This is a genomic window from Shewanella sp. cp20, assembly GCF_000832025.1.
Classification (GTDB): domain Bacteria; phylum Pseudomonadota; class Gammaproteobacteria; order Enterobacterales; family Shewanellaceae; genus Shewanella.
The window spans coordinates 99,331-112,926 of the sequence record NZ_JPII01000042.1; the positions used below are offsets into that span (position 1 = coordinate 99,331).

Sequence of the window (13,596 nt, forward strand, 5' to 3'; positions counted from 1 at the left end):
TACTATATGCAGAATATGATGCGCCGCTCAGGTTAACCCCAAGGGCAGATGCTTGTTTTCAAAGGTAATCAATGAAGTCGACAGAGCCGGACTTACAGCTTAAGTCTCCGATTCAAAAAAACTACAATCGCGCGGTTTTCTATACCTATATCGGCGTGATCATCATGGCGTTGCTGACGGCCTGGATCTTCTTCGAGCGACAAAAGACCCAGATGATGGAGCAGCGCGAAGAGCTGGTCGAGCGTCACGTGTTGCAGATCGACCTTTTGTTGGAATCCAGCATCCGCGCGGTGAAGAGCCTGCGCAATGTCGCGGTGGATCACCTGCGTCTGGGCGAGCTGGTGCGTACCGATCGTCTGCCCCAGTATGAGAAGTTTAACGAGAGCGGCCAGTTCTTTACCTTAGAGCCCAGCTATGCCCAGAGCGGCAAGCCCTTCACCAACATGGGGCGGATCACCGGGGCGGGCTCCCTCAACGGCCGCAGCGACAAGTTTTACCAGGAGCTGGAGATGCTGTTCGAGCTCTCCCTCTCCTTCCCGGTCGCCCGACAGGCGGCGCCCAAGGCCTCCTCCATCTACTACATCTCCAAACACAGGATGATGTCTTACTATCCCTGGCCCTCGGACGAACAACGCTTTCGCGACGAGCTGCTGAAGAAGCAGCAGTTCCAGCTGGTCACCCCCGCCATGAACCCACAGCGCAGCGTGGCCTGGAGCCCCGCCTATGTGGAGCCTAACGGCAAGGGGCTACTAACCACTGTCGGTGTGCCTATCTATCTGGAAGATGAGTTTATCGGCTCGATCAACCTGGATATGACCCTCTCCTCTTTGGACAAGCAGATCCGCCTCTACTTCAAGATGCCGGGCACGGTTATTCTGCTGGATCAGCAAAACAATATTCTCTCTCACAGTGATATCGACGCCGCCGACATCAACCGGGTGTTCCATATCAGCCAGAAGATCCCCTCGGCGCTGCATTCGGTGCCCGAGTCAGAGCTGTTCGATGCCCACGAGGGGATCATGCGTAACGGCTACTATATCCACTCGGTGGCGCTGCAAAACGCTCCTTGGCGCCTGCTCTACCTGCAGGACGAGAATGAGCTGTTTAAGGATTCCTGGGAGAAGCTGGAGCTGACATTCCTGCTGGTGGTGATCGCCCTGTCTGTGTTGGTGACCATAGTGCACTGGCAGACCCGCCGCTCCTTCGTTAACCCGGCGTCGCGCCTGTTGTCGCACCTCGAGGGCTGCTCTCAGGAGCCGCGCAAGCCACCGGCCAAGATCACCCAGGGCTGGGAGCCATGGTTCCAGCTGGTGAGTCGTATCTTCGAAGAAAACCAGCAATATACCCGGCATCTGGCCGAGCAGAACCGTCGCTTGGATAATCTGGTGGCGCGGCGCACCGAGCGTCTCAAGGAGACCACTGAGCGGCGCGAGCGGGAATACGCCCTGCTGCGATCCCTGCTGGACTCCATCCCAGAGGCGATCATCTTCAAGGATAAAGAGGGTAAATACCTGGGCTGTAACAAGTCGGCCGAGCGCATGCTGGGCTACACCGAGAGCGAGATGATTGGCCAGGATTCCCAGGCGATGACCAGCAACGAGCAGTCGATGCGGATCCGCGCCGAAGATGAGCGGGTGCTGTCCGAGCGTACGCCGCTGAGGTATCAGGAGAAGGTGGAGCTGGCGGGCAAGCCGGTGCTGCTGGACACCCTCAAGCTGCCTTTCTATAACCGCCGTGGCGAACTGCTGGGGCTTATCGCCGTGTGGCGTGACGTGACCCGAGAATATGAATCCGCCGAGCAGCTCAGGCTGTCGGAGGAGCGTTATCACCTGGCGATGGACGCGGTAGAAGATGGCCTGTGGGACTGGTATCTGGATTCTGAGCAGATCATCTGTAATCCGGCCTACTACTCTATGCTCGGCTATAAGAGCAACGAATTCCCGGCCCTGGTATCGACCATTGACGAGCTGGTGCATCCGGACGATCGTATTAGAGTGCAGGAGTACCGCGAGCAGTATCTGGCGGATCCTATCGGCGCCTACGACATCGAATTCCGTATGCGCGGCAAGAGCGGCATGTACCACTGGGTACTCAGTCGTGGCCGTGTGGTGGAGTTCACCTCTGACAATCAGCCTAAGCGTATGGTGGGTACCCACAAGGATATTACCCGCCATAAGAGCAACGAGGTGGCGCTGCTGGAGGCCAAGCAGGACGCCGAATCGGCCAACCTGTATAAGAGTGAGTTCCTGGCCAACATGAGTCACGAGATCCGCACGCCGATGAACGCCATTATCGGTATGTTGCAGCTGGCCAGCCGCACTCAGCTGACGCCGCAGCAGGCGGACTACCTGGATAAGGCGGGCTTCTCGGCGCAATCCCTGCTGCGCATCATCAACGACATCCTCGACTTCTCTAAGATCGAGGCCGGTAAGCTGGAGCTGGAACGGGTCGCCTTCCCGCTGGACAAGGTGCTGGATCATGCCCTGGACCTCAACGCCCTCAAGGCCCAGGAGAAGGGCGTCGAGCTGCTGCTTTATGCCCCTGTTACCGCCGGGCTTATCCTCGAAGGGGATCCCCTGCGTCTGGGGCAGGTGCTGATCAACATGCTCAGCAATGCGGTCAAGTTTACTCAGAGCGGCGAAATCGAGCTGGGCTGTGAAGATGTGGGCGAGCGGGATCATCGTATCACCCTCAAGTTCTGGGTGCGCGACACCGGCATAGGGATCAGTAAGGAGCAGCAGGCGAGCCTGTTCGACGCCTTCGCCCAGGCCGATGGCTCGACTACCCGCAAGTACGGTGGCACAGGCTTGGGTCTCTCCATCAGTAAGCATCTGGTCTCCATGATGGGCGGCACCATGCAGGTGCAGAGTGAGCTGGGGGTCGGCAGTACCTTTAGCTTTACCATCAGCTTCGAGATCGCCGAAGAGGCCGAGGTGAAACCCCTTATCGTGCCCGAGGTGATAGGTAACCTGAAGACACTGGTGGTGGACGACAACCCGACGGCGCTGCAGATCTACTCGACCGCCATGCGCGACTTCCACTTCGACGTGGATACCGCCTCTAACGGCGCCGAGGCCCTGTACAAGCTGGAGCACAGGCCGGTGGATCTCCTGCTGCTCGACTGGATGATGCCTGAGATGGATGGGGTCGAGGTGATCAAGGCCCTGGACGCCATGGTGGCCGATGGTCGCCTGGAGAAGCGCCCGGTGATCATCATGATGACCGCCTACGCCTCGGAGCCGCTCAAGGAAGATCTGGACGATCTCGACATCTACGCCATGTTGCAGAAACCCTTTAAGGCCTCGGCCCTGTTTGACGAGATTATCTCAGCCTTCATCGACAAGCCTAAGATCAATCCTGCGGCGGCCCTGCCGGTGGAAGGCAAGGCCACGGGATCTGGGCAGATCCTGCTGGTGGAAGATAACTTCATCAACCAACAGGTGGCCACCGAGCTGCTTAAGAGCGCGGGTTACGAGGTAGATGTGGCCGAAAACGGCCAGGTCGCCCTGGACATGGTGGACGCCAAGCAATATGACGCCGTGCTGATGGATATTCAGATGCCTGTGATGGATGGTCTGACGGCCACCAAGGAGCTGCGCAAGCGCTACACCAAGGAGGAGCTGCCGGTGATCGCCATGACGGCCCATGCCATGTCGGGTGATCGCGAGAAGAGCCTGGCGGCGGGCATGAACGCCCACATCACTAAGCCCATAGTGCTCAACGAGCTGTTCGACACCCTGGCGCAGTGGATAGTGCGTCACTAAATTTGGCGGTGAAGCTGCTACAAGAGAGGGGCTTAGGCCCCTTTTTTTATAGTCGACACGCTCGACGCTGGTCGGGTCGACGCGGCAATCAGACCGGGGTGAATTATTTGCACTTGAGCGAGAATTGAGACCTGTTAAGCTAAGCGACTGATATTCACGAGACGCATAATATTTGAACAATAAACAGACCCTAAGTCTCGCATTTAATGTCTCAGCAAGGAGATAACATGAGACCCTCTACACTCGCGCTGGCCCTTGCCTTAACCCTAGTCCCGACGGGTCCCCTGCTCGCCGCCGAAAACAGCGCTAAGGTGATCAAGAGCAGTCAGGCCGCTAAAGGCTTTATTAACCTCTTCTATCAGCAAGGTTCGGGCGATCTTTACCTCGAGGCCTCACGCCTCAATCAACCTTTTCTGCTGGTGACCAGCCTGCCCCATGGGGTGGGATCTAACGATATCGGCCTGGATCGCGGCCAACTGGGCATGACTCGCCTGGTGCAGTTTGAACGCCACGGGCCCTATCTCATCCTGAAACAGCTTAACACCCGTTACCGCGCCACCACGGACAACGGCGCCGAGCAGCGGGCGGTCAAAGAGGCCTTCGCCGAGTCTGTGCTCTGGCGCGGCAAGGTACTTGAGGGCAAGCGGGCGCTGGTGGCGATCAACGATCTGGTGCTGCGCGACCTGCATGGCATAGTCGACACCCTGGAGCAGACCAAGCAGGGCAATTATCAGCTGGACAAGGAGACCTCACTCATCCTGCCCCAGGGGGTTAAGTCCTTCGAGCGTAACAGCGATGTCGATGTGCTGCTCACCTTCAAGGGCGCCAAGGCCGGGCCTCAGGTGGCTCAGGTGACCCCCGACGGTAAGCAGATGTCGCTGCGCATGCGTTACTCCTTCGTCGCGTTGCCGGACGATAACTATCAACCCAGGGCCTACCACGCCAATAGCGGTTACCTGTCCGACGAATACCTGGACTATGCCGCGGAGATAGACAGCGACATAGTGCAGCGCCATCTGCTGCGTCATCGCCTAGAGAAGGTGACCCCGGGTGACGCCCCCAGCGAGGTGGTCAAACCCATCATCTATTATCTGGATCCCGGCGTGCCAGAGCCTATTCGTAGTGCCCTGCTAGAGGGGGCTCGCTGGTGGGAGAGTGCCTTCAACGAGGCGGGCTTTATCAACGGCTTCAAGGTGGAGCTGCTGCCGGAAGATGCCGATCCCCAGGACATTCGTTACAACGTGATCCAGTGGGTACACAGGGCGACTCGCGGCTGGTCTTATGGCAGCGCCATCGCCGACCCGCGCACAGGTGAGATCATCAAGGGCCATGTGACCCTGGGCAGTCAGCGTGTCAGGCAAGATCATCTCATCGCCCGCGGTCTCACCGCAGGCTGGGAAGACAGAGAGGCCGCGGCTCAGGCGGTGACAGACCTTTCGCTGGCGCGCATTCGCCAGCTGTCGGCCCATGAGGTGGGCCATACCTTGGGTCTGGACCATAACTTCGCCGCGTCGAGCAACGACAACGCCTCAGTGATGGATTACCCGCACCCTAAGGTGACACTCAAGGGCGGCAAGATAGATATCTCCGCTCCTTACGATGAAGGCGTTGGTGCCTGGGATAAGTTTACAGTGGCCTATGGCTATGGTCAGTTTAGCCCGGCGGATCAACAGGCCAAGCTGACCGAGTTGATGCAGGCGGTGGAGCGCCAGGGGCTGAGATATATAGGTGAGGCCGACTCACGCCGCGCCGGTGCTAGCCAGGCCTATGCCAGCCTGTGGGACAATGGCAAGGATCCTGTGGCCGAGCTGAGCCGTCTGGCCAAGGTGCGCGAGGTGGCCATCGACAACTTTAGCGATGCCGCGCTGCTGCAGGGCCAGCCCTATGGCGAGCTGCGCGACGCCTTCGTGCCCATCTATCTGCTGACCCGCTATCAGATCGAAGCCGCGGCCAAGTTTATCGGCGGCAGTGACTACAACTACTCTACCCAGGATGGGGGCCGCAGCTGGCACTATATGGCGCCCGAGCTGCAAAAGAACGCGCTGGATACCCTGCTGCAAGGCCTGAGTGCAGATGCCCTGGCCTTGCCGACTAAGGTGACCGATGCCTTGGTGCCTAAGTCGGGCAACTATAGCGCCACCCGTGAGAGCTTCGATGGCGCCACAGGTGTGGTGATCGATCCCCTCGGTATGGCCGAGGTGCTTAGCCGACATACCTGTCAGCAGCTGCTGCAGCCTCAGCGTCTCAATCGCGTCAATCAGGGCTACTTTGCCGACAGGGAGCAGCTGTCTGTGGTGACTCTGGTCAATAAGCTGCTGGCTAAGACCCTGTTTAGCGATGCGCCCAATGGGGCGACGCAGGGAGTATGGATGCGGGTCAATGCAGTGGTGATCGACGCCCTGCTGGCCAGCTACCATGATGGGGCGAGTTCCCCCGAGGTGAAGGCGCAGCTGGCGGGCCGTCTGGCTTATGCCCAGAAGCAGCTCAGCCGTCTGGTGAAGCGCAGCAGTGACTATGAGTCGGCGCACTATCAGTGGTTGTTAGAGGGGATAGAGCTGGGGCTGAAAGAGAGCAAGCATAAGCTGATCGACAAGCCGCTCGCCATGCCGCCGGGCTCGCCCATCTAGGCGGGTTGATATCACCCGTTAGCAAAAAGCCCCGCATCGCGGGGCTTTTTCTTGGCCGAGTCACATAGGCTGGAATTATACCAATCGTAATAATTGATCACTGTAGCGTGTTAAAACCTTCATTACGGTATATGTATTTCTATTTGTAGAATAACTGCTTATCTAAAAATCCTGCTGAATTCTCAAGGTTTTTGCTGCGCTATCTCTGATCACATACTCACTGTGATGGGTATTAGAGGCGCTGCACCGAATCGAGGAAGTTGCGGGCGGTCTTCTCTTCGCGGCTGGTCTGGTAGCTGGCCATCAAGAGCAGCAGGTGGTCGTCTATGATATAGATGTGTTGCAGCATGCGCAGATCGTCCGTGGGCAGGCGCATCTCAACCTCGTAGCCACGCATGCCGTTGGTATTGATATAGCCTTTGCTTAAGATCATCTCCTCGAGAATGCTGGCCACTTCCGGCCCCGCCATGGCGGTGTATTTGTCCATCTCATAGGGTAAGAACTCCAGATCTTCAGCCTCGAAACGCTCCATTGACGACTTAAAAGTCATCACAAACATGGTGAGCTTGTCATCGCTGTTTTTCTGGGTATTGAGGGACTCGAATTCTACCTGGGTGTTTTGCTTGTGCAGCACCTTAGGGTCAGGCAGCAGCTCGAGGCTGACGGGCACCGAAGTCAGGCGGTAGGTTTGTAGCGGGTAGGGGGCAAACCAATGCTGGTAGCCGAAATAGAGCGCAGCCATCAGGGCCGCCAGTTTGATCAGGTGCGACATGCTCATTTCCTTGTCTGCTTAGCGCTGGGCTAAGGGTTATCCGTAACGCGTTAATTTGTCGTGCCAGCCATATTTGCCCTGCTAGCACCCAGTCAGTTTACCCAGCGAATCGTCTAAATAGCAAATTTGCTGCATGGGGCCGAGGCTTGCAAAAAGTGTAACAAATTGCAAGCCTTAGTGTGATCTTGTTCAAAAAATGTGTGGTTTAGGTTAGTATCTTTGTTAGCTAATTGTGGTCAATAAGATTGGAGTACATGATGAAGTTGTTAGCCAGCACGACCTTAGCTTTAGCCTCTCTACTCGTTACTACTCAGGCGTTTGCCGAGAGACCGGATTTCTCTAAGACCGCCGCGGCAAGAGCCGATTATCGCTTTGCCGACAACCCAGGTGCCAAGCAGAATCTGGTGCCGCAATCGAGCAGTCGTCACGATTTTTCCAAGACGACCGCCGCCAACAGTGAGTATCGTTTTGCCGACAATCCCCCCGCCGATGAAACTGAGCCTGCGTCGAGATCGACTCAACACGATTTCTCGCGAACCCAGGCGGCAAGCAAACAGAGCTAAAGATGAATTGAGATCACCGAGGAGCCGATTAGGCTCCTTTTTTATGGCTAGCTTTTATGGCCAGAGTTTATGACCAGCTTTTATGGCGAGAGTTTATGTTTCCTGATCCAGGGCTTCTTCACGCATCAGCTTCTTGCCCTGGCGATAGGCATCCAGGATGCCGATGAGCCAGCCGAGGATGAAGGCCCAGGTAGCCACCTCGATCCATAAGGCCTCGTTTCCCTGAGGTGTCTGGCTGATGGCGGCGTAGATGGCGCCAAAATCCAGGGGCAGCTCTCCCGATAAGATTTTATCCGACACACTCGTGGCGCGTTTAACGGCCTGATATAAGAGGTAGGCGAGGCCGCTGAGGCTAAGGCAGGAGATGAGCGTGCCTGCGTTATAGCGCTTGAGGTAGAAGTGACCCGAACCTGGGCAGACGAAGGCCGAAAGCAGGGTGGCGATGATGGCTTTATTCATAAGGCTCTATTCTAAAGGTTTGCTGCTGAGTCGTGCGGTTACAGACGCTGTCGTTATTGGCGTATTTATCCGGGCTAAGCTATTCCAGTTCGATACGTCTGATGGCGGCCCTGAGATGCTCGGCCTGGGCGCGCATCGCCTCGGGAGCCGCATCGCCACTGGCCGCCAGCTGGCTCTCGACGCCGCTTAGGGTCTGTACCAGCCAGCCACGCACCATCACATAGTAGCGCGAATCCGTGCCGTAGCGGGCGATCACCTCTAGGTGTTCGGGTGAGGGGGTGGCGATAGCCTGTTGCAGCGCCTGCACCATGACCCCCAGCCGCTGTTGCTCCACCTCTGTTTGGCTGGGCGTGGCTGCGCAGCCCGTCACGAGGCTGACGGCGAACAAGAAGAGGAAAATCTGACGACCCATAGGTTTCAACTCGGTGGCTTAAGGGTGAGTTTGATGATAACAGAATTTAGTAAAAAGCCACCGCCCGGAGGCGGTGGTTAGCAGAGTAGAAGGCTAGTTCTGTTTGGCGCCTTCATCTATCCAACGTTTGATCGTGGCGATCTGCTCGCTGCTGAGGGGCTTTCCTTCGCCTTGCGCAAATTTATCACTGTGGTGAGGGGGCATCTGGATCTTGCTGTCGACCTTGTGATCGATCGCCAAGTACAGGGTGCTTGAGGCGGCGCTGCCGGGGACCACGACGGGGCCAAGCTGGGTGCCGCGCATCACGCCCTCATAGCTATCCAGTGCCAGATGGGTTTTTGCCATGCCTTCGCCTGCACCCGCATGACAGCTGATGCAGGAGGCGTTGAGTATGGGCTGTACCTGAGATGAGAAGCTCACCGGCCGCTCACAGCCCAGTAGCGCCGTGGTGGCTAGTGCCGCTACCAGTAACAGGCGCCTGTCGATGGAGTGATGAGCATACATAGTATCCTCCCGATAACCTTATAATGTTTACGGTTTAAGTATAGTCCCGTCGTGCCTGATCCTCCTGTGTGGTGAGTGAGGCAAGGCACCTGTGGTGAGTGGGTGTAAAGTCAGCTTGCCGCTAATCTGAGATGAACCAAAGAAAAAGCCCGACTCTTTCGAGCCGGGCACGCCGGGAAGCGAATTGGAAAGGGGTGAAGCCCGCCTAGGCGTGCTTAGGCACCTTGATGCCGAACACTAGCGTGTAGGTTACCGGCAGCACCACTAGGGTGAGCACAGAGGCGAAGCCCAGGCCGAAGATGATGGTGATTGCCATGGAGCCGAAGAAGGCGTCCGGCAGCAGGGGGATCATCCCCAGCATGGTGGTGATCGCCGCCATCAACACGGGGCGCACGCGGCTCACCGAGGAGTCGAACACCGCCTGATAGGCCTGTTTGCCCTGGCTCAGCTCCAGGTTGATCTGATCTACCAGGACGATACCGTTCTTGATGATCATCCCGGTAAGACTCAGCAGGCCCAGCAGCGCCATGAAGCTGAAGGGGGCGTCGAACAGCAGCAGGCCAGAGACCACGCCGATCAGCGCCAGCGGCACGGTAAACCAGATCACCAGGGGTTGCCTGACCGAGTTAAACAGCAACACAGTGATGAGGAACATCGCCAGATAGCCCATTGGAATCGAGCTAAATACCGACTGCTGCGCCTCGCTTGAGGTCTCATATTCGCCGCCCCATTCCAGTTCATAACCGGCAGGCAGGCTGATGGCCTCGACCTTGTCACGTAGCTTTCTAAACACCGAATCTGCGGTCTCGTTGCTGCCGTTGACCGGATCGGCCAACACGGAGATCACCCGCTTACGGTCGCGGCGCATGATCAGCGGGTTTTCCCACTCGGTGGCAAAATCGCTGACGACCTGAGAGATGGGCACGAACACATTGTTTTCTGTGCTCCACACCTGCAGCGCCGAGATGCTGTCGGCATTGAGACGCTCATCGGCCGGTGCCCGGGCGATAATCGGCAATAGGTGGCTGTTATCGCGGTACAGGCCCACCTGTTTGCCGCTGAAGTTTGTCAGCAGGGCATTATCTAGGTCTTGCTTGCTGATGCCGGTTTCGCGGGCTTGAGCCAGCGCCAGCTGTGGCCGTACCAGGGTCACCTGATTACGCCAGTTGTGGCGCACGCTGGTGGCGCTCGGCTCGGCGAGGAAGATCTCGCTAGCCTGCTGGGCCAACTGCCGCAGCACCTCAGGGTCTTCGCCGTAGAAGCGCGCCTCTATCTTGGCCGCCGGACTTGGGCCATTCTCCATATACTTGAAGCGATATTCCGCCTCGGGAAAATGCTGTACCAGATCCTGCTCTAGCCTGCGCATATAGGCGTTGAGGGTCTCCAGGTTGCTCATCTCGATCAGCAGCTGACCATAGGCGGCATAGCCCTTCTCCGGTACATAGGGCAGCACGAAGCGTTGGGCACCCTGGCCCACCACGCTGGTGATGTTCACCAGGCCGGCATCTTGCTTCTGCTGCTCGGCCAGCAGGTCTTGCTCTATGCGGCCCAGCAGGGCCTCGGTAGCCTTGATATCGCTGCCCTCTGGCATCCATACATCCACGAAGAAGATAGGCGTGTTAGAGGCCGGGAAGAAGACGTTCTTCACCTGACCAAAGCCCATGACAGAGCCTACCAAGGCCAGCAGCACGACCAGCAGGCTCAGACCGCGAAAGCGCATCGCCAGGCTCAGGCTGGCACGGTAGAGCTGGAACAGCCAACCCTTGTAGGGGTCGCTATCGGCCTCGTCCGGGATCTCGCCATCCTTAAACAGCAGATCGCAGAAGAAGGGGGTCAGTGTCATGGCGGTGATCCAGCTGATAAACAGTGAGATCAGCAGCACCAGAAACAGGGAGATACAGAACTCACCCGTGGCGTTGTCCGACAGACCGATTGGCGCGAAGGCGATGATGGCAATCACGGTTGCCCCCAGCAGTGGCCACTGGGTCTGGGTGATCACCTGCTTGGCGGTCTCCAGGCGCGACTGGCCGCGCTTGAGGCCGATGAGGATCCCCTCGGTCACCACGATGGCGTTATCCACCAACATCCCCAGGGCGATGATCAATGCCCCCAGCGAGATGATCTGTAGTTCGATGTTGAGCACCTGCATCATGATGAAGGTCCCCAGTATGGTGAGCAGCAGTACCAGCCCCATCAGCAGGCCAGATCTCAGCCCCATGAAGATCAGCAGCACGCCGATGACGATGGCGATCGATTCCGCCAGGTTCACCAGGAAGCCGTTGATGGTCTGATCCACCATCTTGCTCTGGTCATAGACTGTGGTGAGCGTCATGCCCACGGGCAGCTCGTCGCCGAGCTCCTGCATCTTGAGGTTGACCGCCTCACCCACCTTGACCACGTTGACGCCGCTGGAGAAGGCGATGCCCACAGACAAAGCATGATTGCCGCCGCTGTGATACAGGTTGCTCGGGGTCTCATCCATCGCCTTGTAGATGTTGGCAATGTCTCCCAGGTAGATCAGCTTGGCACTGCCGGGCGCACTCACCACCAGGCGCGATAGCGCCTCGACGCTGTCGAACTCGCCTGTGGGGTGGATACGGATACGGTTGTCACCCACGCGGATGCTACCCGCGTTGGAGACCACGTTCTGGCTGTTGATCAGGCCATAGATATAGTCCTGGTTCAGGCCAAGGGCGTTGATCTTCTGGGTGGAGATCTCCACCACCACCTGCTGGTCGACGATACCGGCGATATTGACCCGCTTGATGCCGTCGACCAATACCAGTTCACGGCGCAGAAAGTCGGCGTAGTTTTCCAGCTCGCGCTCGCTGTAGCCATCGCCGCTGAGGTTGAGCAGGATGCCGTAAACATCGCCGAAGTCGTCGATCACCTGAGGCGTCATGGCACCGCTGGGCAGACTCCCCTGGGTATCGCTTACCTTGCGGCGCACCAGATCCCAGATCTGCGGCAGCTTCTCGGCGTCATACTTGTCTTCCATCTCAATCTGGATCTGCGACAGGCCGGCGCTGTTGATCGAGGTGATATGCTTCACCCCATCGAGCTGCTGCAGCGCGTCTTCCAGCGGCAGGGTGACCTCTTCTTCCACCTGCTCGGGCGAGGCACCAGGGTAGGCGGTGACAACCAGCGCCTCCTTGATGGTAAATTCGGGAAATTCAAGCTGCCCCAGGCTGAGGAACGACAGGCTGCCGCCAATCAGGAGTAGCAGGGCAAACATCCAACTGATCACCTTGTGGGTGATCGAATACTCGGCAAAATTCATCGGTTAAACACCTCGTTGCCAGCGCAGAGGCTTGACCTGTTGATGCTCGCTGAGCTGGGCCACACCTGCGACCACCACACGGTCGCCCACCGTCAGGCCCTGAGTGATCTCTATGCCCTCACTGGTGACCTTACCCAGGCTCACCTCGCGGGAACTCACCTGGCCTGTGCCCAGATCATAGGTCCAAACGATAGGCGTGCCGTCCTGATCCCGCTTGAGTACGGCGCTCGGCGGCACTATGGCGCTCTTCTTGTCGGCATCGGGACCGGCGATATCCAGCACCAGCTGGGCGCTCATGCCCGGCAGTACGCTAAATTCGGTCGGGGTCGGCAGGGTAAACACCACCTCATAGCTCTGGGTACCCGGAGTGACCTGGGTGGCGAACTCCTTGAGACGCGCCGCATATTGCTGCTCTGGATGGTTGCTAAAGGTCACCATGGGCAGCGAAGGCGAGTGGGGATTAAAGGAGGTCACGCGGCTGGCCAGCGACTCGGGCACCTGGATCACCACGTCGATGAAACGATCTTTCTGTAGCACCAGAATCGGCTGGTTGGCCTGCACTATCTGGAAATTCTCTATCTTGGTCTTGGCGACCGTGCCGCTAAAGGGCGCCTTGATCACCGTATAGCTCAGCTGATCCTGGGCGCTGGCCAGGTTGGCGGCGCTGGATTTCAGCTGCGCCTTGGCTAAGTCATATTCCGCTTGGGAGATCAGCGCCTGGCGCAGCAGCTCGCCCTTACGGTTAAAGTCGGCCTGGGCCAGCTCATGATCCGCCTCGCGGTTGAGCAGGTTGTTGCGGGCGTCTCTGTCGTCCAGACGTGCCAGCACCTCGCCCTTGGTGACACGCTGACCATCCACCAGGGTGAATTCGACCAGCTGACCCGACAGGCGGAAGGAGAGCTCGGCCTGCTTGGTGGCGGCCACCTTGGCGGGGAAGCTTCTCAGGGTGCCGCTACCTAGCTCGGCGATCTCCAGCAGCTTAACGGGGCGCACGCTGGGCGGGGTTATCTCGGCAGATTCTGTGCTGCAACCGGCAAGTACTAGAGTCATTACGAGTAGTGAAAGTGAGGTTGTCAGGGGTTTCATATCGTAAACTCCATTAATTGTGACAAGGTGTATCTCATGGCTGGCTAAGATAGCAGCGTGATACATCTATTAAAATGGAATTATGTGGAACTGTGGGTTCCATAAAATGAAACGATATTGACTTGATTT

The 13,596-nt window shown here is 57.8% G+C and carries 9 protein-coding genes; 3 read left to right on the forward strand and 6 right to left on the reverse strand.

Annotated elements, in window-relative coordinates:
• Positions 1 to 71 precede the first annotated feature (71 nt).
• A complete protein-coding gene (locus DB48_RS14115) occupies positions 72 to 3,764 on the forward strand; it encodes a response regulator (protein ID WP_041510871.1) in 3,693 nt (1,230 codons plus the stop codon).
• A gap of 227 nt (positions 3,765 to 3,991) precedes the next feature.
• Complete coding sequence (locus DB48_RS14120; protein WP_041510872.1) at positions 3,992 to 6,391, forward strand: zinc-dependent metalloprotease; 2,400 nt, start codon at positions 3,992 to 3,994, stop codon at positions 6,389 to 6,391.
• Between the two features lie 232 nt (positions 6,392 to 6,623).
• Here the strand turns inward: DB48_RS14120 and DB48_RS14125 are convergent, their stop codons facing one another.
• Positions 6,624 to 7,163 (reverse strand): hypothetical protein, encoded by a 540-nt coding sequence (locus tag DB48_RS14125; protein WP_041510873.1) that lies wholly within the window; start codon positions 7,161 to 7,163, stop codon positions 6,624 to 6,626.
• A 254-nt stretch (positions 7,164 to 7,417) separates the two neighbouring features.
• Here DB48_RS14125 and DB48_RS14130 point away from each other — a divergent pair, with 254 nt between their 5' ends.
• Entirely contained in the window at positions 7,418 to 7,726 is a 309-nt protein-coding gene (locus DB48_RS14130; protein WP_327270817.1) for a hypothetical protein, read from the forward strand.
• Between the two features lie 93 nt (positions 7,727 to 7,819).
• Here the strand turns inward: DB48_RS14130 and DB48_RS14135 are convergent, their stop codons facing one another.
• The 5 genes from DB48_RS14135 to DB48_RS14155 all read right to left on the reverse strand — a co-directional run bounded on the left by DB48_RS14135 (position 7,820) and on the right by DB48_RS14155 (position 13,467).
• On the reverse strand, positions 7,820 to 8,185 hold the full coding sequence (locus DB48_RS14135) for a hypothetical protein (RefSeq protein ID WP_041510875.1): 366 nt from the start codon (positions 8,183 to 8,185) through the stop codon (positions 7,820 to 7,822).
• 79 nt (positions 8,186 to 8,264) lie between these two features.
• Entirely contained in the window at positions 8,265 to 8,597 is a 333-nt protein-coding gene (locus DB48_RS14140) for a hypothetical protein (protein WP_041510876.1), read from the reverse strand.
• Between the two features lie 93 nt (positions 8,598 to 8,690).
• The gene (locus DB48_RS14145; RefSeq protein WP_041510877.1) at positions 8,691 to 9,101 is read right to left on the reverse strand and encodes a c-type cytochrome domain-containing protein; all 411 of its coding nucleotides are present in this window, start codon (positions 9,099 to 9,101) and stop codon (positions 8,691 to 8,693) included.
• Between the two features lie 205 nt (positions 9,102 to 9,306).
• Positions 9,307 to 12,381: an efflux RND transporter permease subunit gene (locus DB48_RS14150; RefSeq protein WP_041510878.1), complete on the reverse strand. Its 3,075-nt coding sequence runs from the start codon at positions 12,379 to 12,381 to the stop codon at positions 9,307 to 9,309.
• 3 nt (positions 12,382 to 12,384) lie between these two features.
• Positions 12,385 to 13,467: an efflux RND transporter periplasmic adaptor subunit gene (locus DB48_RS14155; RefSeq protein WP_041510879.1), complete on the reverse strand. Its 1,083-nt coding sequence runs from the start codon at positions 13,465 to 13,467 to the stop codon at positions 12,385 to 12,387.
• Positions 13,468 to 13,596 lie beyond the last annotated feature (129 nt).

Coding starts and splice junctions, on each gene's coding strand:
- DB48_RS14115 (WP_041510871.1), top strand. CDS start 72: ATGAAGTCGACAGAGCCGGACTTACAGCTTAAGTCTCCGATTCAAAAA.
- DB48_RS14120 (WP_041510872.1), top strand. CDS start 3,992: ATGAGACCCTCTACACTCGCGCTGGCCCTTGCCTTAACCCTAGTCCCG.
- DB48_RS14125 (WP_041510873.1), bottom strand. CDS start 7,163: ATGTCGCACCTGATCAAACTGGCGGCCCTGATGGCTGCGCTCTATTTC.
- DB48_RS14130 (WP_327270817.1), top strand. CDS start 7,418: ATGATGAAGTTGTTAGCCAGCACGACCTTAGCTTTAGCCTCTCTACTC.
- DB48_RS14135 (WP_041510875.1), bottom strand. CDS start 8,185: ATGAATAAAGCCATCATCGCCACCCTGCTTTCGGCCTTCGTCTGCCCA.
- DB48_RS14140 (WP_041510876.1), bottom strand. CDS start 8,597: ATGGGTCGTCAGATTTTCCTCTTCTTGTTCGCCGTCAGCCTCGTGACG.
- DB48_RS14145 (WP_041510877.1), bottom strand. CDS start 9,101: ATGTATGCTCATCACTCCATCGACAGGCGCCTGTTACTGGTAGCGGCA.
- DB48_RS14150 (WP_041510878.1), bottom strand. CDS start 12,381: ATGAATTTTGCCGAGTATTCGATCACCCACAAGGTGATCAGTTGGATG.
- DB48_RS14155 (WP_041510879.1), bottom strand. CDS start 13,467: ATGAAACCCCTGACAACCTCACTTTCACTACTCGTAATGACTCTAGTA.